This is a genomic window from Escherichia sp. E1130 (assembly GCF_005781065.1).
In the GTDB taxonomy this organism is placed as follows: Bacteria; Pseudomonadota; Gammaproteobacteria; order Enterobacterales; family Enterobacteriaceae; genus Escherichia.
In genome coordinates, this window is the sequence record NZ_VATL01000013.1 from 49,051 (window position 1) to 69,048 (window position 19,998).

18 protein-coding genes and 1 pseudogene are annotated in these 19,998 nt (G+C 53.4%); 13 read left to right on the plus strand and 6 right to left on the minus strand.

What is annotated here, in order from left to right; genetic code table 11:
* The first annotated feature begins 2 nt into the window (after nt 1-2).
* From hycD to FEK66_RS13620, 9 genes and pseudogenes are all read left to right on the plus strand, one after another.
* A complete protein-coding gene (gene hycD, locus FEK66_RS13580) occupies nt 3-926 on the plus strand; it encodes a formate hydrogenlyase subunit HycD (RefSeq protein ID WP_130207628.1) in 924 nt (307 codons plus the stop codon).
* A gap of 17 nt (nt 927-943) precedes the next feature.
* The gene (gene hycE / locus FEK66_RS13585; protein ID WP_001288109.1) at nt 944-2,653 is read left to right on the plus strand and encodes a formate hydrogenlyase subunit HycE; all 1,710 of its coding nucleotides are present in this window, start codon (nt 944-946) and stop codon (nt 2,651-2,653) included.
* Between the two features lie 9 nt (nt 2,654-2,662).
* The gene (gene hycF, locus FEK66_RS13590) at nt 2,663-3,205 is read left to right on the plus strand and encodes a formate hydrogenlyase subunit HycF (RefSeq protein ID WP_000493785.1); all 543 of its coding nucleotides are present in this window, start codon (nt 2,663-2,665) and stop codon (nt 3,203-3,205) included.
* Nucleotides 3,205-3,972, plus strand: coding sequence for a formate hydrogenlyase subunit HycG (gene hycG, locus FEK66_RS13595; protein ID WP_000067399.1), 768 nt, complete (start codon nt 3,205-3,207; stop codon nt 3,970-3,972). Before hycF ends, hycG begins: the two co-directional genes overlap by 1 nt.
* Complete coding sequence (hycH, locus tag FEK66_RS13600) at nt 3,969-4,379, plus strand: formate hydrogenlyase assembly protein HycH (protein WP_001291918.1); 411 nt, start codon at nt 3,969-3,971, stop codon at nt 4,377-4,379. The genes hycG and hycH overlap by 4 nt, the downstream gene beginning before the upstream one ends.
* Nucleotides 4,372-4,842 carry a hydrogenase maturation peptidase HycI gene (hycI, locus tag FEK66_RS13605; RefSeq protein WP_130207626.1) on the plus strand — a complete coding sequence of 157 codons (471 nt, stop codon included), beginning with the start codon at nt 4,372-4,374 and terminating at the stop codon, nt 4,840-4,842. The genes hycH and hycI overlap by 8 nt, the downstream gene beginning before the upstream one ends.
* Before the next feature lie 42 nt (nt 4,843-4,884).
* Nucleotides 4,885-5,610: pseudogene (locus tag FEK66_RS13610) on the plus strand (hypothetical protein); the annotation flags it as partial.
* Nucleotides 5,611-5,799: 189 nt separating this feature from the next.
* Entirely contained in the window at nt 5,800-6,111 is a 312-nt protein-coding gene (locus tag FEK66_RS13615) for a type II toxin-antitoxin system HigB family toxin (RefSeq protein ID WP_000547563.1), read from the plus strand.
* Nucleotides 6,108-6,527, plus strand: coding sequence for a helix-turn-helix domain-containing protein (locus FEK66_RS13620; RefSeq protein ID WP_060773280.1), 420 nt, complete (start codon nt 6,108-6,110; stop codon nt 6,525-6,527). Before FEK66_RS13615 ends, FEK66_RS13620 begins: the two co-directional genes overlap by 4 nt.
* Nucleotides 6,528-6,625: 98 nt before the next feature.
* On the opposite strand, the gene FEK66_RS13625 is transcribed toward FEK66_RS13620, so the two are convergent.
* The 3 genes from FEK66_RS13625 to ascF form a co-directional block, all read right to left on the minus strand.
* On the minus strand, nt 6,626-7,054 hold the full coding sequence (locus FEK66_RS13625; RefSeq protein ID WP_135490247.1) for a hypothetical protein: 429 nt from the start codon (nt 7,052-7,054) through the stop codon (nt 6,626-6,628).
* Nucleotides 7,055-7,194: 140 nt separating this feature from the next.
* Nucleotides 7,195-8,619: a 6-phospho-beta-glucosidase AscB gene (gene ascB, locus FEK66_RS13630; RefSeq protein ID WP_135494985.1), complete on the minus strand. Its 1,425-nt coding sequence runs from the start codon at nt 8,617-8,619 to the stop codon at nt 7,195-7,197.
* Between the two features lie 8 nt (nt 8,620-8,627).
* On the minus strand, nt 8,628-10,085 hold the full coding sequence (gene ascF / locus FEK66_RS13635; protein ID WP_135494984.1) for a PTS cellobiose/arbutin/salicin transporter subunit IIBC: 1,458 nt from the start codon (nt 10,083-10,085) through the stop codon (nt 8,628-8,630).
* 259 nt (nt 10,086-10,344) lie between these two features.
* Here ascF and ascG point away from each other — a divergent pair, with 259 nt between their 5' ends.
* The 3 genes from ascG to hypF all read left to right on the plus strand — a co-directional run bounded on the left by ascG (nt 10,345) and on the right by hypF (nt 14,436).
* Nucleotides 10,345-11,355 carry a DNA-binding transcriptional regulator AscG gene (gene ascG, locus FEK66_RS13640; protein WP_167854250.1) on the plus strand — a complete coding sequence of 337 codons (1,011 nt, stop codon included), beginning with the start codon at nt 10,345-10,347 and terminating at the stop codon, nt 11,353-11,355.
* A 148-nt stretch (nt 11,356-11,503) separates the two neighbouring features.
* Complete coding sequence (gene hydN, locus FEK66_RS13645) at nt 11,504-12,031, plus strand: electron transport protein HydN (protein WP_001078777.1); 528 nt, start codon at nt 11,504-11,506, stop codon at nt 12,029-12,031.
* Between the two features lie 152 nt (nt 12,032-12,183).
* Complete coding sequence (gene hypF / locus FEK66_RS13650; protein WP_135494982.1) at nt 12,184-14,436, plus strand: carbamoyltransferase HypF; 2,253 nt, start codon at nt 12,184-12,186, stop codon at nt 14,434-14,436.
* Nucleotides 14,437-14,610: 174 nt separating this feature from the next.
* Here the strand turns inward: hypF and norW are convergent, their stop codons facing one another.
* Together norW and norV are read right to left on the minus strand one after the other, a co-directional pair.
* On the minus strand, nt 14,611-15,744 hold the full coding sequence (gene norW / locus FEK66_RS13655; protein WP_135494981.1) for an NADH:flavorubredoxin reductase NorW: 1,134 nt from the start codon (nt 15,742-15,744) through the stop codon (nt 14,611-14,613).
* Nucleotides 15,741-17,180, minus strand: a complete 1,440-nt coding sequence (norV, locus tag FEK66_RS13660; protein ID WP_135559294.1) for an anaerobic nitric oxide reductase flavorubredoxin — start codon at nt 17,178-17,180, stop codon at nt 15,741-15,743. The genes norW and norV overlap by 4 nt, the downstream gene beginning before the upstream one ends.
* A 186-nt stretch (nt 17,181-17,366) precedes the next feature.
* Here norV and norR point away from each other — a divergent pair, with 186 nt between their 5' ends.
* Complete coding sequence (gene norR / locus FEK66_RS13665; protein WP_135494980.1) at nt 17,367-18,881, plus strand: nitric oxide reductase transcriptional regulator NorR; 1,515 nt, start codon at nt 17,367-17,369, stop codon at nt 18,879-18,881.
* Here the strand turns inward: norR and gutQ are convergent.
* Complete coding sequence (gutQ, locus tag FEK66_RS13670) at nt 18,878-19,843, minus strand: arabinose-5-phosphate isomerase GutQ (protein ID WP_135494979.1); 966 nt, start codon at nt 19,841-19,843, stop codon at nt 18,878-18,880. The two genes, norR and gutQ, sit on opposite strands and share 4 nt — an antisense overlap.
* Nucleotides 19,844-19,998: the final 155 nt, after the last annotated feature.

Consider the following 19,998-nt stretch of genomic DNA (forward strand, 5'->3'; position numbering starts at 1 on the left):
GAATGAGTGTTTTATATCCGTTAATTCAGGCGCTGGTGTTATTTGCCGTTGCGCCGCTGCTCTCCGGTATAACCCGCGTGGCGCGCGCCCGTCTGCATAACCGTCGCGGGCCGGGCGTGTTGCAGGAGTATCGCGACATTATCAAACTGCTGGGCCGCCAGAGCGTTGGCCCGGATGCCTCCGGCTGGGTGTTCCGCCTGACGCCGTATGTGATGGTGGGTGTCATGCTGACTATCGCTACTGCGCTGCCGGTAGTAACCGTTGGTTCTCCGCTGCCGCAACTGGCTGATTTGATCACCTTACTGTATCTCTTCGCCATCGCGCGTTTCTTCTTTGCCATTTCCGGTCTGGATACCGGTAGCCCGTTTACCGCTATCGGCGCGAGCCGTGAAGCGATGCTTGGCGTGCTGGTCGAACCGATGCTGCTGCTTGGTCTGTGGGTCGCCGCGCAGGTTGCTGGTTCTACCAATATCAGCAACATCACCGACACCGTTTATCACTGGCCGCTGAGCCAGAGCATCCCGCTGGTGCTGGCGCTTTGTGCCTGTGCATTCGCCACTTTTATCGAAATGGGCAAACTGCCGTTCGACCTGGCGGAAGCCGAGCAGGAGTTGCAGGAAGGCCCGCTCTCTGAATACAGCGGTAGCGGTTTTGGCGTAATGAAATGGGGTATCAGCCTGAAACAGCTGGTGGTGTTGCAGATGTTCGTCGGGGTGTTTATTCCGTGGGGACAAATGGAAACCTTCACCGCTGGTGGGCTGCTGCTGGCGCTGGTGATTGCCATCGTCAAACTGGTGGTCGGCGTACTGGTTATCGCGCTATTCGAAAACAGCATGGCCCGTCTGCGTCTTGATATTACTCCGCGCATTACCTGGGCTGGTTTTGGTTTTGCATTTTTAGCGTTCGTCTCCTTGCTGGCGGCGTGATTAAAGAGAGTTTGAGCATGTCTGAAGAAAAATTAGGTCAACATTATCTCGCCGCGCTGAATGAGGCATTTCCGGGCGTCGTGCTGGACCACGCCTGGCAGACCAAAGATCAGCTGACTATCACCGTGAAGGTGAACTATCTGCCGGAAGTGGTGGAGTTCCTCTACTACAAACAGGGCGGCTGGCTGTCGGTGCTGTTTGGTAACGACGAACGCAAACTGAACGGTCATTACGCCGTTTACTACGTGCTGTCGATGGAGAAAGGCACCAAATGTTGGATTACGGTTCGCGTCGAAGTTGACGCCAACAAACCGGAGTATCCGTCCGTGACGCCACGCGTTCCGGCGGCGGTGTGGGGCGAGCGCGAAGTGCGCGATATGTACGGTTTGATTCCGGTTGGTTTGCCGGATGAACGTCGTCTGGTGCTGCCGGATGACTGGCCGGATGAACTTTATCCGCTGCGTAAAGACAGCATGGATTATCGTCAGCGTCCGGCACCGACTACTGATGCTGAAACCTACGAGTTCATCAACGAACTGGGCGACAAGAAAAACAATGTCGTGCCGATTGGTCCGCTGCACGTCACTTCTGACGAACCGGGTCACTTCCGTCTGTTCGTCGATGGCGAAAACATTATCGACGCCGACTACCGCCTGTTCTATGTCCATCGCGGCATGGAAAAACTGGCGGAAACCCGCATGGGTTACAACGAAGTGACCTTCCTCTCTGACCGTGTGTGCGGGATCTGCGGCTTCGCCCACAGCACCGCCTACACCACGTCAGTGGAAAACGCGATGGGTATTCAGGTGCCAGAACGCGCGCAGATGATCCGCGCCATTCTGCTGGAGGTGGAACGCCTGCACTCGCACCTGCTGAACCTCGGCCTGGCCTGCCACTTCACTGGCTTTGACTCCGGTTTTATGCAGTTCTTCCGCGTGCGTGAAACCTCAATGAAAATGGCGGAGATCCTTACCGGTGCGCGTAAAACTTACGGCCTGAACCTGATCGGCGGGATTCGTCGCGATCTGCTGAAAGATGACATGATCCAGACCCGTCAACTGGCACAGCAGATGCGTCGTGAAGTGCAGGAGCTGGTGGATGTGCTGCTGAGCACTCCGAACATGGAACAGCGCACCGTTGGCATTGGTCGTCTGGACCCGGAAATTGCCCGCGATTTCAGTAACGTTGGCCCGATGGTCCGCGCCAGCGGTCACGCCCGCGATACCCGTGCCGATCACCCGTTTGTTGGTTATGGCCTGCTGCCAATGGAAGTCCACAGCGAGCAGGGCTGCGACGTTATTTCCCGTCTGAAGGTGCGTATCAACGAAGTCTATACCGCGCTGAACATGATCGACTACGGTCTGGATAACCTACCGGGCGGCCCGCTGATGGTGGAAGGCTTTACCTACATTCCGCACCGTTTCGCGCTGGGCTTTGCCGAAGCGCCGCGCGGCGATGATATCCACTGGAGCATGACCGGTGACAACCAGAAGCTGTACCGCTGGCGCTGCCGTGCCGCGACCTACGCGAACTGGCCGACCCTGCGCTACATGCTGCGTGGCAACACTGTTTCCGATGCGCCGCTGATTATCGGTAGCCTGGACCCTTGCTACTCCTGTACCGACCGCATGACCGTGGTCGATGTGCGTAAGAAGAAGAGCAAAGTGGTGCCGTATAAAGAACTCGAGCGCTACAGCATTGAGCGTAAAAACTCGCCGCTGAAATAAGGAATCGCCATGTTTACCTTTATCAAAAAAGTTATCAAAACCGGCACGGCGACCTCGTCTTATCCGCTGGAGCCGATTGCGGTTGATAAAAACTTCCGTGGTAAGCCAGAGCAGAACCCGCAGCAGTGCATCGGCTGCGCGGCCTGCGTCAATGCCTGCCCGTCAAACGCCTTAACGGTTGAAACTGACCTCGCCACCGGTGAGCTGGCCTGGGAGTTCAATCTTGGCCGCTGCATCTTCTGTGGACGCTGCGAAGAAGTCTGCCCGACGGCGGCGATCAAACTGTCGCAAGAGTACGAACTGGCGGTGTGGAAGAAAGAAGATTTCCTGCAACAGTCCCGCTTCGCGCTGTGCAACTGCCGCGTCTGCAATCGTCCTTTCGCCGTCCAGAAAGAGATCGACTACGCCATTGCGCTGCTTAAGCACAACGGCGACAGCCGCGCGGAAAACCACCGCGAAAGCTTTGAGACTTGCCCGGAATGTAAGCGCCAGAAATGCCTGGTGCCGTCCGACCGTATTGAACTGACTCGCCATATGAAAGAGGCCATCTGATGAGCAATTTATTAGGCCCCCGTGACGCCAACGGCATTCCGGTCCCGATGACGGTGGATGAGTCCATCGCCAGCATGAAGGCGTCGTTACTGAAAAAAATCAAACGTTCTGCCTACGTTTACCGCGTGGACTGCGGCGGCTGCAACGGCTGCGAAATCGAAATTTTCGCCACGCTTTCGCCACTTTTCGATGCAGAACGCTTCGGCATTAAAGTCGTTCCGTCACCGCGTCATGCGGATATTTTACTGTTTACCGGCGCGGTCACCCGTGCAATGCGATCCCCTGCGCTACGTGCGTGGCAGTCCGCGCCGGACCCGAAAATCTGTATCTCCTACGGTGCCTGCGGCAACAGCGGCGGCATTTTCCACGATCTTTACTGCGTGTGGGGCGGTACGGATAAAATCGTCCCGGTGGATGTTTATATCCCTGGCTGCCCGCCAACACCAGCCGCCACGCTGTACGGCTTTGCAATGGCACTCGGCCTGCTGGAGCAGAAAATTCACGCCCGTGGCCCGGGTGAGCAGGATGAACAACCGGCGGAGATCCTGCATGGCGATATGGTGCAGCCGCTGCGCGTGAAAGTGGATCGCGAAGCACGCCGCCTGGCAGGTTACCGTTACGGTCGCCAGATTGCCGATGACTTCCTGACACAGTTAGGGCAGGGCGAAGAACAGGTTGCACGCTGGCTGGAAGCGGAAAACGATCCGCGTCTGAACGAGATTGTCAGCCATCTGAATCATGTTGTTGAAGAGGCGCGTATCCGATGAGTGAAAAGGTGGTGTTCAGTCAACTGAGCCGTAAATTTATTGATGAGAACGATGCCACGCCCGCAGAGGCGCAGCAGGTGGTCTATTACAGCCTGGCGATTGGTCACCACCTTGGGGTTATCGATTGCCTGGAAGCGGCGCTCACCTGCCCGTGGGATGAATATCTGGCATGGATTGCCACTCTGGAGGCGGGCAGCGAAGCCCGCCGCAAAATGGAAGGCGTGCCGAAATATGGTGAGATCGTCATCGACATTAACCATGTGCCGATGCTGGCCAACGCATTCGATAAAGCCCGGGCAGCGCAAACTTCGCAGCAGAAGGAATGGAGTACAATGCTGTTAAGTATGCTGCACGATATTCATCAGGAAAACGCCATCTATTTGATGGTGAGGAGATTGCGTGACTGACGTTTTACTCTGTGTTGGCAATAGCATGATGGGCGATGATGGCGCAGGTCCGCTGCTGGCGGAAAAGTGCGCCGCCGCGCCGAAAGGTAACTGGGTGGTGATTGATGGCGGTAGCGCACCGGAAAACGACATTGTCGCCATCCGCGAACTGCGCCCGACACGACTGCTGATTGTTGACGCTACTGATATGGGGCTAAACCCCGGCGAAATCCGCATCATCGACCCGGATGATATCGCCGAGATGTTTATGATGACGACCCATAATATGCCGCTGAACTATCTTATCGACCAGTTGAAAGAAGACATTGGCGAAGTGATTTTCCTCGGCATCCAGCCGGATATCGTCGGCTTTTACTACCCGATGACCCAGCCGATTAAAGATGCGGTTGAAACCGTTTATCAACGACTGGAAGGCTGGGAAGGGAACGGCGGATTTACGCAGTTAGCGGTGGAAGAAGAGTAGTTTTTCAATAAGGAATTCAGGGAATTGAACATCAGGACAGGGATGTGCGCTTTTTTATTGAGCTTAGTGCTGCCTGCACAGGCCACCAGCTTTACCGAATATCTGCCGATGAGTGACAGCGAATACGCGAAAAAGCGGGTGCTGAAACCTCTCCTGACCATGCCTTATTTTACCGATCAAAACTGGCATTTTAGGAAAGTGGGCGTTGCTGGCGTGACGCTTGAGAAGATGCCAAATGATAATAGTGAATGGCAATTGAACGGTAAAGATCGCGCCGGTAAATCCTGGTCGGTGCCTGTGGGGGTGCTGCAAAATATGGCGGGGAATGCGCAACTTTACCGTGCCGATCTTGATCGTAACGGCATTCAGGATCTGGTTATCTGGCGGGGTATTTCAGGAAATGGTCTGGCACCTAACGCGTTTTTGATTCTGATGACCTTTAATCAGCAAGGTCGCCCGTGTGTTTTTCAATCCGATGGTTTTTATACCGCAAGTGAAACTGGCATTGATGATTTGCTGGATTTACAAAGGAATGACCACACGCAATTGCTGGATATGCAGTTTGATTCCGGTTACTGGATAACCAGTCTGTATCAGGTAAAAGACGCCAAATGGCAGCGTGTTCACGGCTGGTTTGGCAAGTTAAGCTATCCCGCGCTCACGCGTTTTACTTATACCCCCAACCGTAAACTCGTCCTCAAACCCATCGTCGGGCGCGACCCACAAACGGAAGATTTGGCGCTGACGCAGCGTTGCTTGATAAAGGGGGGGTGCTTGAGGGGTGAACCAGAACTGACTTTTTGCAGAGTGGCTATGAGGATTTTGGGGGTAATTATATTGCGCACAAGTGTTTACATATTGTGAACTTTGGTTTGATGAGCTATAGTTTCCGAACACATAAGGATAGAACTCGCAGATGTGGCTGTTTACTTACTATAAGGAAGTTAAAACTTAAAAATGCACATCATTTCTAAAGCGCCATTTGAAGAGTCTGCGCGTAAATATCCTAACGACGCTCTGGCTCTTCAGGCATTGTATCGGGTTATTAAGGAAACGGATTTTTCTACGCCAGAAGAGATGCGAACGGCGTTTCCCAACCTCGACAATTTTAAATATCGCAACAAATGGTACGTTCTGGATGTAGGAGGGAACAACCTAAGGGTGATTGCCTACATAAACTTTGTTAATAAGCGGTTCTTTGTGAAGCACATAACTAATCACGCCGAGTATGACAAACTGACACGTTACTACAGAGAGAACAAAGAATGACTGCTAATGCTGCACGCGCTGTTAAAGCAACAAGAGAACTGGTCAATGCAGTCCCCTTTCTGGGAGGCAGTAACTCAGAAGATGATTATCGTGAAGCACTGGAACTGGTCGAATATTTGATTGAAGAAGATGACACCAATCCACTTATCGACTTTCTGGCGAGCCGCATTGCAGAATATGAAAACAACAACCAAGAGTTTGCAGAGTTCGACAAAGCCGTTGCGGCAATGCCTGTTGGCGTGGCGTTACTTCGCACGCTGATTGATCAACATAATCTGACCTATGCGGATTTGAAGAACGAAATCGGCTCTAAATCCCTGGTCAGTCAGATTTTGTCTGGACAACGATCCCTGACGATATCCCACATTAAGGCACTTTCAGCCCGATTTGGCGTTAAGCCGGAATGGTTTCTTTGATTTTTGACTGATGCCAAATGCTAAATTGCCCGATGCGCTGCGCTTATCGGGCCTTGAAAGGACGCAGTTTATTGATTTTGTGCGCCCTTGTTTGTCATTCAGGTTGTTGTCTTTACTGCTCTTAATTTCTCACTAAGTTCAACCAGATATGCTTTTGCTTTTTCGCGTGCAGGCCCCTCAAAAAGCATTATCCACTCATGTGTGTCGTCGATTGTTTGTAAACGATCCTGGAGTTTTTTGCTGAAAATCGACGTGAGCCGATAGCCGTCAAGTTGATCAATTTGTTCACTCGATGTGATTTTTTCCCCGGCTGCTTTTTGAATGATAAGTTCGACGAGACCGATAACATTATTATCGTAGAGAAATTCTTCATCTCCCTGAAATCCGAACAAATCTTCATTCTGGCTTAAGCGTTGAACAATTGACTCAGCATCAAAGGTCGAATCATCTGACAGTTGTTCCTCAACCCAATTAATCAAATCCAGTCCTTCGTCACTTTCGAGAGCCTGCATTCCCCACGATCCCATTTTGTATCCTTACTCATCATTTCAGTCGAAATTGTATTATTTAATAAAGATTCATCGCGAATCTGCGATGAACCTCAAAATACAATCATTTGGATAGCTGACAAAGACGTTGTTGTTCACGCCGCATCCGGCACTGTTACTTACTCTAAATCTTCACCGTTACTGGCAATCACTTTTTTATACCACCAGAACGATTTCTTACGCGTGCGCGCCAGCGTGCCGTTGCCTGCGTCGTCACGGTCTACGTAGACAAAACCGTAGCGTTTGCTCATTTCACCCGTAGAGGCGGAAACTAAATCAATACAGCCCCATGTGGTGTAGCCCATCAGCGGAATGCCGTCTGCAATCGCTTCGCCCATTGCGCGGATATGTTCGCGTAAATAGCTGATGCGATAGTCATCGTTAATCTCACCATTAGCAGCAAATTCATCTTTTGCGCCCAGGCCGTTTTCCACCAGAAACAGTGGCTTCTGATAACGGTCGTACATCATATTCATGGTGATACGCAGACCGAGTGGATCAATACCCCAGCCCCAGTCGCTTACCTGTAGATACGGGTTACGCAGCGATTTCACCACATTCGCCGCACTGCTATTGTTGGCGTTCATCTCCGCCGAGGCGCAGCGCGAGGCGTAATAGCTGAAAGAGACAAAATCGACGGTATTTTTCAGAATTTCATCATCGCCAGGCGCTTTATCGATGGTTACCCCTTTTTCACGGAATACGCGGGCAGAGTAAGCCGGATACGCGCCCCGCGCCTGCACATCAATAAAAAACAGGTTTTCCCTGTCTTTCTCCAGCGCCGCCCAGACATCTTCCGGCTTGCAACTGTAAGGGTAGAAGTTACCGCCCGCCAGCATACAGCCCACCTGATTTTGCGGGTTAACCTCATGGGCGATTTTGGTGGCTAATGCACTGGCAACCAGCTGGTGGTGCGCGGCCTGATATTTCACCTGATCCTGATTTTCACCTTCTTCAAACACCAGACCCGCGCCGGAAAACGGGCTATGCAACATAATGTTGATTTCATTGAAGGTGAGCCAGTATTTCACCAGGCCATCAAAGGCTTCAAAGCAGGTTCTGGCGTAGCGACTGAAAAACTCCACCAGCTTGCGGTTACGCCAGGAGCCATATTCGGTGACCAGATGCATCGGCACATCGAAGTGGCACAACGTGACCAGCGGTTCGATGCCGTACTTTTTACACTCTTCAAAGACCGAACGATAAAAAGCAATGCCCTGCTGGTTGGGCGTCAGTTCATCGCCCTGCGGAAAGAGGCGGCTCCAGGCAATCGAAGTACGGAAAACCTTGAATCCCATCTCTGCCATCAGAGCGATATCTTCTTTATAACGATGATAAAAATCCGTCGCCTCATGGCTGGGATAAAACTCGTCATCGCGCAACTGAAAACGTTTTTCCAGCCCCAGTTTCACCGCCATTCGATGCTCGCCATGTGGGATCATATCGACCGTGGTCAGCCCTTTGCCACCTTCACGGTACGCACCTTCAGACTGGTTGGCGGCAAGCGCGCCGCCCCATAAAAAACCTTCTGGAAATACTGACATTTTCATCCTCAATTAAGACTTACTTCTTTGGCGACGGTTGGTTGTGCGCCCTGATGTTTTCGCGCCTCGGCAGCCGCTTCCTCAACAGGAATATCCTCAAAGCCGAGCAACAGTGTGAGGATAAACGACAGCACAACCGCCAGCGCCATGACGGCGAACACCCAGACGATGCTCATTGGATTCGCCGGATCGAAGAACTGCACGCTGGTAAATAACCCCGGCGCTGCCATTGAGTGGCTGGCAAGCCCCGCCATACCGGCAACCGCCCCGCAAATAAAACCGCTGATAAGACTGGCGATAAGCGGACGTTTCAGGCGGATCGCCACGCCGTATAACGCCGGTTCGGAAATCCCCGCCATAATGGCTGATGCCGCCGCAGCCAGCGCCGTCTGGCGCAGTTCCGGGTTTTTCGTTTTCCACGCCACCGCCAGTGATGAACCGCCCAGCGACAGGTTAGCGCCGATCTCGGACGGCATGACCATCCCTTCTTTGCCGGTTTCGGCAATGGTCTGAATGATGGTTGGCGTAAAGACGCGGTGCATCCCGGTCATTACCAGCAGAGGCCACAGTGCGCCCATAATGGCGACTGAAAGCCAGCCCAGATAACCATGAATGGTGTAAACCAGCGCCGAAATGGCGCTACCGATCCAGATACCAATCGGGCCAATTAGCAGGATTGCCAGTGGTGCGGCAATCAACACAATCAGCATCGGCTTGAGGAAGTTTTTGGTCACCGCCGGTGTAATGCTGTCCACCCAGCGTTCGATATATGACAGGCACCAGGTCATCACCAGCGCCGGGATCACCGTGTAGGTATATTTCACCGCGGTGACCGGAATCAGGGCAAATTCGACATGTTCACCCTGGGCCGCTTTCGCCATCAGTTCAATAAAACTCGGATGTACCAGCACACCCGCGATGGCAATCGCCAGCGACATATTGGTTTTAAATTTGATGGCGGCCGAAGCCGCGACCATCAGCGGCAGGAAGAAGAAAGCACCGTCACCAATCACATTCAGAATGGTTAAGGTCGGCGATCCTTTTGTCAGCACGCCGCTCATCTCGAGGATCATCGCCAGCAGTTTGACCATCGATCCGCCGATAATCGCCGGGATCAGCGGTGACATGGTGCCGATCAGCGCATCAAGGATCCCCACACCAATGCGACGTAGCGTGAGTTTGGGTTTACCCACGGGCTGTGCGGGCTGCATATCTCCCGGCAGCAGACTGACGACTTCCTGAAAGGCTTGCGAAACGGTATTGCCGATAATTACCTGACACTGGTTGTCACTACGTACCACGCCGAGCACGCCGGGGATGGTTTTTAACGTCGGGCTGTCGATAAGCTGGTCATCTTTGATAACAAAGCGCAAACGCGTCATACAGTGCGTGACTGCCGAGATGTTATCAACGCCGCCCAGTGCCGCTATCACCGAGCGTGCCAGCGCCGCATAATTTTTGGCCATCGGATTTTATCCTGTTATCAGTAGGGTAGATGTAGTTGTTATCAGTCGACGGGACGGAAAAATGTCGATGCTGAAACGGAATTAAGAAACCGGTTTCACAAAATCATGAATAGTTGTCAAAAAATAAGCAAGAGAGTTAATTGTTCATTTTTTATATTTGTGAAACCGGTCACCTGAATATTTTTCCCGCCGATTGCGCAAGGACAATCGGCAAACGGTGCAGTACACTCCGTTGATTGCGTGTAAAGGGATGAAAATGATGACGACGATGCTGGAAGTGGCGAAGCGCGCCGGGGTTTCAAAAGCGACCGTTTCCCGCGTGCTTTCAGGTAATGGCTACGTCAGCCAGGAGACTAAAGATCGCGTGTTTCAGGCGGTAGAAGAGAGCGGTTACCGCCCAAACTTGCTGGCGCGTAATCTGTCGGCGAAGAGTACTCAGACGCTGGGGCTGGTAGTGACCAACACGCTTTACCACGGCATTTATTTTAGTGAATTACTGTTTCATGCCGCGCGAATGGCGGAAGAGAAAGGGCGACAGTTGCTATTGGCAGATGGCAAACATAGCGCCGAAGAAGAGCGCCAGGCGATTCAGTATCTGCTGGATCTGCGCTGCGATGCCATCATGATTTACCCGCGTTTTTTAAGCGTGGATGAGATCGATGACATCATTGACGCGCACAGTCAGCCGATAATGGTGCTTAATCGCCGCCTGCGCAAAAACAGCAGCCATAGCGTCTGGTGCGATCATAAACAGACCAGCTTTAACGCCGTGGCAGAGTTGATAAACGCCGGACATCAGGAGATTGCTTTTCTTACCGGCTCGATGGATTCTCCCACCAGCATTGAACGTCTTGCCGGATATAAAGACGCGCTGGCGCAGCATGGTATTGCGCTCGATGAAAAACTTATCGTTAACGGTAAATGGACGCCCGCCAGCGGGGCCGAAGGGGTAGAAACGTTACTCGAACGTGGGGCTAAATTTAGCGCGTTAGTTGCCAGTAACGACGATATGGCGATAGGTGCGATGAAAGCGTTACACGAGCGCGGCGTAGCGGTGCCAGAGCAGGTGTCAGTTATCGGATTCGATGATATCGCAATTGCCCCCTACACCGTTCCGGCGCTCTCCAGCGTAAAAATTCCGGTGACTGAGATGATTCAGGAAATTATTGGACGGCTGATTTTTATGCTCGATGGCGGGGATTTCTCACCGCCGAAAACCTTCAGCGGAAAACTGATCCGCCGCGACTCACTCATTGCTCTTTCGCAATAAACACTGTCATCACATGTCATCGTCACTAGTGTCGATGACATCGTTTTTCCTGCATCGCAGAAATTAATTTCCTTAAATAACAGTAAATTAAAAACTGGCATGATTTGTGAATGTATCGGCGCATTAACTGTCATTGCTGGAGAATTTGATGAACCGTTTCATCATTGCTGACGCGAGTAAATGTATTGGTTGCCGTACATGTGAAGTGGCGTGCGTGGTTTCTCATCAAGAGAATCAGGACTGTGCATCGCTGACCCCGGAAACTTTTTTACCGCGAATCCATGTCATTAAAGGTGTGAACATTTCCACGGCAACAGTCTGCCGTCAGTGTGAAGATGCACCGTGCGCTAACGTCTGCCCGAATGGTGCTATCAGCCGTGATAAAGGGTTTGTTCATGTGATGCAGGAACGTTGCATTGGTTGCAAAACCTGCGTTGTGGCTTGCCCGTATGGCGCGATGGAAGTGGTGGTACGTCCGGTGATTCGCAACAGCGGCGCGGGGCTTAATGTACGGGCTGACAAAGCCGAAGCCAATAAATGCGACCTCTGTAACCATCGTGAAGACGGCCCGGCGTGTATGGCAGCTTGCCCGACCCATGCGCTGATTTGTGTCGATCGTAATAAACTTGAACAACTGAGCGCAGAAAAACGCCGCCGCACGGCGCTGATGTTCTAAAAATCTTACAGAACTGTTCTGGCATCAAAGGAATTCCCGGAAATATTCGTAGAATACGGTGCGGGCGGTATCGCCGACCTGTGGCTGCCGGATGCGACGCTGTCGTGTCCGGCTGGGCGGGTTACGCAATTCATGATGGCGGGAATAACTCAATGGCAAAAAACACATCTTGCGGTGTCCAACTGCGTATTCGTGGCAAAGTGCAGGGCGTCGGTTTTCGTCCGTTTGTTTGGCAGCTGGCACAGCAATTAAATCTTCACGGCGATGTCTGTAATGACGGCGATGGCGTGGAAGTCCGGCTGCTGGAAGACCCGGAAATGTTTCTTGTTCAATTGCATCAGCACTGCCCGCCGCTGGCGCGTATTGATAGCGTCGAGCGTGAGCCGTTTATCTGGTCACAACTGCCCACTGAGTTCACCATCCGCCAGAGCGCGGGCGGCGTCATGAATACGCAAATTGTTCCCGATGCCGCTACTTGCCCTGCCTGTCTTGCCGAAATGAATACCCCAGGCGAACGGCGTTATCGTTATCCGTTTATCAACTGTACCCACTGCGGCCCGCGTTTCACCATTATTCGCGCCATGCCTTACGACCGCCCGTTTACCGTGATGGCGGCGTTTCCGCTGTGTTCGGCTTGTGACAAAGAGTACCGTGACCCGCTCGATCGTCGCTTCCACGCCCAGCCGGTGGCCTGCCCGGAGTGTGGCCCGCATCTTGAATGGGTAAGTCATGGTGAACATGAGGAACAAGAGGCGGCATTACAGGCAGCTATCGCACAGTTAAAAATGGGCAACATTGTCGCCATCAAAGGGATTGGCGGATTTCATCTCGCCTGCGATGCACGTAACAGTAACGCGGTGGCGACACTTCGGGCGCGCAAACATCGCCCGGCGAAACCGCTGGCGGTCATGTTGCCAGTGGCAGACGGTTTACCAGACGCTGCCCGCCAGTTGCTCACCACGCCCGCCGCGCCGATTGTGCTGGTGGATAAAAAATACGTTCCTGAGCTTTGTGATGATATCGCCCCTGGCCTTAACGAAGTCGGGGTGATGTTGCCTGCGAATCCGCTCCAGCATTTGCTGTTACAGGAATTGCAATGCCCGCTGGTGATGACCTCCGGCAACCTGAGCGGTAAACCACCGGCTATCAGCAACGAACAGGCGCTGGAGGATTTGCAGGGCATTGCCGACGGATTCTTGATACATAACCGCGACATCGTGCAGCGGATGGATGATTCAGTGGTGCGCGAAAGCGGCGAAATGCTGCGCCGTTCGCGGGGGTATGTGCCGGATGCGCTGGCTTTGCCTCCGGGCTTTAAAAATGTTCCGCCTGTGCTGTGTCTCGGCGCGGATCTGAAAAATACCTTCTGCCTGGTGCGCGGTGAACAAGCGGTGTTGAGTCAGCATCTGGGCGATTTAAGTGACGATGGCATCCAGATGCAGTGGCGCGAAGCGTTACGCCTGATGCAAAACATCTACGATTTCACCCCGCAATACGTTGTGCATGACGCACATCCGGGCTATGTCTCCAGCCAGTGGGCGCGCGAAATGAATCTGCCGACGCAAACGGTGCTGCATCATCATGCCCACGCGGCGGCGTGTCTGGCAGAACATCACTGGCCACTGGATGGCGGGGATGTCATTGCTTTGACGCTCGACGGTATCGGTATGGGGGAGAACGGCGCTTTGTGGGGCGGCGAGTGTCTGCGGGTGAACTATCGCGAATGCCAGCACTTGGGCGGCTTGCCTGCGGTGGCGCTTCCGGGTGGCGATTTGGCGGCGAAGCAGCCGTGGCGAAACCTGTTGGCGCAGTGCCTGCGCTTTGTGCCGGAGTGGCAGAATTATCCTGAAACGGCAAGTGTGCAACAGCAAAACTGGAGCGTGCTGGCGCGGGCCATTGAACGTGGAATTAACGCGCCGCTGGCGTCATCGTGTGGGCGTTTGTTCGATGCCGTAGCGGCGGCACTGGGCTGTGCGCCAGCCACGTTAAGTTATGAAGGTGAAGCGGCTTGTGCTCTGGAGGCACTCGCAGCTTCGTGCCACGGAGTGACGCATCCGGTGACGATGCCGCTGGTGGACAATCAACTGGATCTCGCCACTTTCTGGCAGCAGTGGCTGAACTGGCAGGCACCGGTTAATCAACGCGCGTGGGCGTTTCATGATGCGCTGGCGCAGGGTTTTGCCGCGTTGATGCGTGAGCAGGCCACGATGCGCGGTATCACTACGCTGGTATTTAGCGGTGGGGTTATTCATAACCGTTTGCTGCGTGCACGTCTGGCGCATTATCTCGCTGATTTCACGTTGCTCTTTCCACAGAGTTTACCGGCGGGTGATGGCGGCTTGTCTCTGGGGCAGGGGGTTATTGCTGCGGCTCGTTGGTTAGCGGGTGAAGTCCAGAACGGATAAAACGTGTTGCATTTGGCCACCATTGCCGGATGCGCTCCCCGTAGGTCGGATAAGACGCGCGAGCGTTGCATCCGACATTTTGGGTACAGTAGCTGGATGCGGCGTAAACGCCTTATCCGGCCAACACATGCGTCCCCGTAGGTCGCATCCGACATTTTAGGCACAGTAGCCCGCCTACATCGGCAACGTTTTCAACAATCCAAATGCCTCTTTCATCCGATCCTCACTGACCACAAAGGCGCGAAGCTGGTCTGCATCGTCAACGCCGCGCGCCACCATTCCCTGGCGTTCGGTATTAATCTGCCAGCGTAAATCCTGACGCTGGGTTTCGCCTGCCAGATGCAGCGGTAATTCCGGCGTTTTGATTTTCACCAGCATCGCCGGTAGTTTCAGCGGCGTGTTATTGCCGAGAAGATTTTTTGCCAGCACCATCGCGCTAAGTTGAATCGGCTGGAGGAACGGCAATACCTGACCGTTAATTTCCGCGCAATCGCCCAGCGCATAAATATCGGCATTACTGGTTTGCAGATAACTGTCGACGCAAACGCCGCGATTAATCGTCAGCCCGGCGCGTCGTGCCAGGGCGGTTTCCGGGCGCAGTCCGGTGGCGGCAATTACCGCATCCACTTCGATGCTACGCTGGCGGTTCAGCGTTGCCAGAATGCCAGAATCCGTTTTTTCCAGCCCCTGCAACTGAGATTTTAACAGCAGATGAACGCCCATCTCCGTCAACCGATGCTGCAAGCGGCTGCTTACTTCCGGCGGCATTAACGACGCCAGAATGCTGGCGGCGTTATCAATCAGCGTGACCGCTTTGCTTGCCCGACAAAAATCCATCGCCAGTTCGCTACCAATCAAACCACCGCCGACAATCAACACGCGTTGGGCATCCTGCAGTTGTGTTTCACAGGCGCGATACTCTTGCTGACTATTTAACGTCAGCATTAACTCACGCCCAGGCACTGGCGGGACAAAGGCGCTGGCACCGGTTGCCAGCACTAACTTGTCGTATTGCCACTGATTATTCTGACTTTTCACCACATGGGCTTCGGCATCGATATCCGTCACCCAAGTGTGCGGAAACAGGCGCAGATTAAACTGCTCGGCAAATTCACCTGCCGTCTGGCGGGTAAGGTCGTCGGCACGTTGCCCCTGGCTGATAACATGGCTGAGGTCAGGTTTGTTGTACTCATCCATGCTGTCGGCGGCAATCAGGGTTAATGGAATAGTAGCGTCCTGTTTGCGGATATTTTTCACCAGTTGGCGGGCGGCGAAGCCCGAACCAATGATCACAATGCCGTAACTCATTTTGCCTCCGATGCCAGTTCGTCAAAGACATCTTTGCCGAGGGAACATTCCGGGCAGAGGAAGTTGTCCGGAACTTCACTCCACGGCGTTCCCGGCGCGACGTCCTGCATTGGCTCGCCTTTTGCCGGATCGTAAATCCACTGGCAGACGCTGCACTGCATCCGCGGACCGAGATCAGCCGTCGTGGTGGCAGAGGTTTCTTCTTTAACTACCGTATTCACCGTGATTTGTGGCAGCGGCGCGAGCGCCCACTGACGGGCGATTTCGCGACCGTGTTCACGGCATAATTCCAGTGCATCCTGGTCCGGTCGCCATTTGGCTTTCAGGCTAAGTGACATTTCGAAACCTGCATCCTGCAAGCGCGTGGAAAGACGATCCACCGCACCGCCGCTCCAACCATGAGAGCCGAAAGCACTGGCGCGTTTGTTACGGAAGCGTAATCCGGTCATCTCCTCCACCAGCCCGGCGATTTTCGGCATCATCACGTTATTCATCGTCGAAGTCCCAACCAGTACGCCTTTTGAGCGGAAGACATTGGTCAGGATTTCGTTTTTATCGCTTCGGGCGACGTTGAAAATTTTCACCGCTACGCGCGGGTCGGTTTCCGCAATCCCCTGGGCGATAGCGTCAGCCATCATGCGGGTATTATTCGACATGGTGTCGTAGAAAATGGTGATTCTGTCTTCCTGATAATCCGCCGCCCATTTCAGGTACAGCTCGACAATTTGCGTCGGGTTATCGCGCCATACCACGCCGTGAGAGGTCGCTATCATATCGACTGGTAAGTTAAAGCCCAGGATCTCGGTAATTTTCGGCGTTACCAGGCGGCTGAACGGCGTCAGGATATTGGCGTAGTAACGCTGGCACTGCTCGAAAAGCTCCGTCTGATCCACTTCATCGTTGAACAGATGCTCGTCGCAGTAGTGCTGACCGAAAGCATCGTTACTGAACAGCACCGCGTCGCCTGTCAGGTAAGTCATCATGCTGTCCGGCCAGTGCAGCATTGGCGTTTCGACAAAAATGAGCTGTTTGCCGTTGCCGATATCCAGCGTGTCGCCAGTTTTCACCACATTAAAATTCCACTCCGGATGATGGTGATGACCATTTATCGAGTCGATAGCGTTGGCAGTACAGTAAATCGGCGTATCGGGAATTTGCGCCATCAGTTCGCTCAGCGCCCCGGCGTGGTCCTCTTCTGCATGGTTAATAACGATGTAGTCGATATCCGCCAGATCGATTTCATTACGCAGGTTCTGCACAAATTCGCGGCTGAATTTATGGTCGACGGTGTCGATCAGCACGTTTTTTTCTTCGCGGATGAGGTAGCTGTTGTAGCTGCTGCCGCGCAGCGTTTTATATTCTGTACCGTGAAAATCACGCACTTCCCAGTCACGTTGACCAACCCAATGAATGTTATTTTTCACCACAATAGACATAGCAACCTCAATTTATTCAGCGTGTTCTAAAAAGATGTCTTGCTAATTGCAGATTGCGTGCCAGTTTTTTATCTAATTGTTTTTAAAATATAAATAAAATCATGCTCATTAATGAGTAGTCAAAATGACTATTAATAAAATGGTCGATATGACAATATCTATAGTCAAATTGACAGTGAGGCAAAGATGAGTTTTTCCGTTGATGTGCTGGCGAATATCGCCATCGAATTGCAGCGTGGGATTGGACATCAGGATCGTTTTCAGCGCCTGATCACCACGCTGCGTCAGGTGCTGGAGTGCGATGCGTCTGCGTTGCTACGTTACGACTCGCGGCAGTTTATTCCGCTTGCCATCGACGGGCTGGCGAAGGATGTACTCGGTAGACGCTTTGCGCTGGAAGGTCATCCGCGGCTGGAAGCGATTGCCCGCGCCGGGGACGTGGTGCGTTTTCCCGCAGACAGCGAATTGCCCGATCCCTATGACGGTTTGATTCCCGGGCAGGAGAGTCTGAAGGTTCACGCCTGCGTTGGCCTGCCGTTGTTTGCCGGACAAAACTTGATCGGCGCACTGACGCTCGACGGGATGCAGCCCGATCAGTTCGATGTTTTCAGCGACGAAGAGTTACGGCTGATTGCTGCGCTGGCGGCGGGAGCGTTAAGCAATGCGTTGCTGATTGAACAACTGGAAAGCCAGAATATGCTGCCAGGCGATGCCGCGCCGTTTGAAGCGGTGAAACAGACGCAGATGATCGGTCTGTCGCCAGGTATGACGCAATTGAAAAAAGAGATTGAGATTGTGGCGGCGTCCGATCTCAACGTCCTGATCAGCGGTGAGACGGGAACCGGTAAGGAGCTGGTGGCGAAAGCGATTCATGAAGCCTCGCCAAGGGCGGTGAATCCGCTGGTCTATCTCAACTGTGCCGCACTGCCGGAAAGTGTGGCGGAAAGTGAGTTGTTCGGGCATGTGAAAGGAGCGTTTACTGGCGCTATCAGTAACCGCAGCGGGAAGTTTGAAATGGCGGATAACGGCACACTGTTTCTGGATGAGATCGGCGAGTTGTCGTTGGCATTGCAGGCCAAGCTGCTGAGGGTGTTGCAGTATGGCGATATTCAGCGCGTTGGCGATGACCGCAGTTTGCGGGTCGATGTGCGCGTGCTGGCTGCGACTAACCGCGACTTACGCGAAGAGGTGCTGGCAGGGCGATTTCGCGCCGACTTGTTTCATCGCCTGAGCGTGTTTCCACTTTCGGTGCCGCCGCTGCGTGAGCGGGGCGATGACGTCATTCTGCTGGCAGGGTATTTCTGTGAGCAGTGTCGTTTGCGGCTGGGGCTTTCCCGCGTGGTATTAAGCGCCGGAGCGCGAAAATTACTGCAACACTATAATTTTCCGGGAAATGTGCGCGAACTGGAACATGCTATTCATCGGGCGGTAGTGCTGGCGAGAGCCACTCGCAGCGGCGATGAAGTGATTCTTGAGGCGCAACATTTTGCTTTTCCTGAGGAGGCGTTGCCGCCGCCAGAAGCGATGACAATGCCCGTTGTTAAGCAAAATCTGCGTGAAGCGACAGAAGCGTTCCAGCGTGAAACCATTCGCCAGGCACTGGCACAAAATCATCACAACTGGGCTGCCTGCGCGCGGATGCTGGAAACCGACGTCGCCAACCTGCATCGGCTGGCGAAACGTCTGGGATTGAAGGATTAAATAATCCCGGCCTGATAGAAATTCTGCAGGTTAATTGCGCCGGTGAGTTTGCCGTTTTCATCCACCACCGGTGCGGCGGTGATTTTGCGCTTCATCAGAACTTCTTTGGCGTCGATGGCGCGACTTTGTGCCTGTAATGTCGTGCCGCCTGTCGTCATCGCTTCATTAACTGGCGTGGTGAGTGCGCCGCCGCCAACCAGCCAGCGACGTAAATCACCGTCGGTAAAGACGCCTTGTACCTGTTGTTGAGCGTCACATACCGCCACCAGCCCCAGACCGGTGCGGCTGAGTTCCAGCATCGCGTCCATGACACTGGCATTTACCGCCACCTGCGGGATGGCGTCATCACGGCGCATCAGATGATGTACTTTGTTCAACAAGCGAGCGCCCAGCGCGCCGGCTGGATGTGAACGGGCAAAATCTTCTTCATTAAATCCGCGCGCCTGCATGACCGCCATTGCCAGCGCGTCACCCATCATCAGGGTATTGACGGTGCTGGAGGTCGGAGCAAGGTGCATCGGGCAGGCTTCGCGTTCTACCGAAATATCCAGCACCGCTTTCGCCGCCAGGCCCAGCGGTGACGTCGGTTTGCCGGTCATCGCCAGCAGCGCGATAGATTTATCTTCCAGACGCGGAATAATCAGATCCAGTTCCTTCGCGCCACCGGAGTAAGAGATAAACAGCATCACATCGCGGCTTTCGATCATCCCCAGATCGCCGTGCAGTGCTTCTGCCGGATGGACAAAAAAAGCCGGTGTGCCGGTGCTGGCAAGTGTTGCGGCGATTTTCTTACCAATGTGGCCCGATTTGCCAATTCCCGAAACCACCACTTTGCCTTCGCAGTGCAGGATGATATTGGCGGCGCGAACAAAATCATCGCCCAGACGTTCCGGTAAACGGCTTGCTTCCTGCAACTCCAGCATTAACGTCTGACGTCCCGCGTTCAGTAGTGCTTCACTCATTGCTCTCTCCGGTTAAGGTCCATTTATTTATTCCAGCCAGGGATTGATGGCCGGAATGAGCGCTCATTATCCAGCGCTATGGGAAGGGAAACAACATATGTGAATTTAGTTACAACATACTTTAAGAAAAAATATGAACTGAAAGAAGAGACTAA

Coding starts and splice junctions, on each gene's coding strand:
- hydN (WP_001078777.1), top strand. CDS start 11,504: ATGAACCGTTTCATCATTGCTGACGCGAGTAAATGTATTGGTTGCCGT.
- FEK66_RS13615 (WP_000547563.1), top strand. CDS start 5,800: ATGCACATCATTTCTAAAGCGCCATTTGAAGAGTCTGCGCGTAAATAT.
- hycF (WP_000493785.1), top strand. CDS start 2,663: ATGTTTACCTTTATCAAAAAAGTTATCAAAACCGGCACGGCGACCTCG.
- hycG (WP_000067399.1), top strand. CDS start 3,205: ATGAGCAATTTATTAGGCCCCCGTGACGCCAACGGCATTCCGGTCCCG.
- FEK66_RS13620 (WP_060773280.1), top strand. CDS start 6,108: ATGACTGCTAATGCTGCACGCGCTGTTAAAGCAACAAGAGAACTGGTC.
- hycD (WP_130207628.1), top strand. CDS start 3: ATGAGTGTTTTATATCCGTTAATTCAGGCGCTGGTGTTATTTGCCGTT.
- norW (WP_135494981.1), bottom strand. CDS start 15,744: ATGAGTTACGGCATTGTGATCATTGGTTCGGGCTTCGCCGCCCGCCAA.
- norR (WP_135494980.1), top strand. CDS start 17,367: ATGAGTTTTTCCGTTGATGTGCTGGCGAATATCGCCATCGAATTGCAG.
- norV (WP_135559294.1), bottom strand. CDS start 17,180: ATGTCTATTGTGGTGAAAAATAACATTCATTGGGTTGGTCAACGTGAC.
- hycH (WP_001291918.1), top strand. CDS start 3,969: ATGAGTGAAAAGGTGGTGTTCAGTCAACTGAGCCGTAAATTTATTGAT.
- hypF (WP_135494982.1), top strand. CDS start 12,184: ATGGCAAAAAACACATCTTGCGGTGTCCAACTGCGTATTCGTGGCAAA.
- gutQ (WP_135494979.1), bottom strand. CDS start 19,843: ATGAGTGAAGCACTACTGAACGCGGGACGTCAGACGTTAATGCTGGAG.
- hycE (WP_001288109.1), top strand. CDS start 944: ATGTCTGAAGAAAAATTAGGTCAACATTATCTCGCCGCGCTGAATGAG.
- FEK66_RS13625 (WP_135490247.1), bottom strand. CDS start 7,054: ATGGGATCGTGGGGAATGCAGGCTCTCGAAAGTGACGAAGGACTGGAT.
- ascG (WP_167854250.1), top strand. CDS start 10,345: ATGACGACGATGCTGGAAGTGGCGAAGCGCGCCGGGGTTTCAAAAGCG.
- ascB (WP_135494985.1), bottom strand. CDS start 8,619: ATGTCAGTATTTCCAGAAGGTTTTTTATGGGGCGGCGCGCTTGCCGCC.
- ascF (WP_135494984.1), bottom strand. CDS start 10,085: ATGGCCAAAAATTATGCGGCGCTGGCACGCTCGGTGATAGCGGCACTG.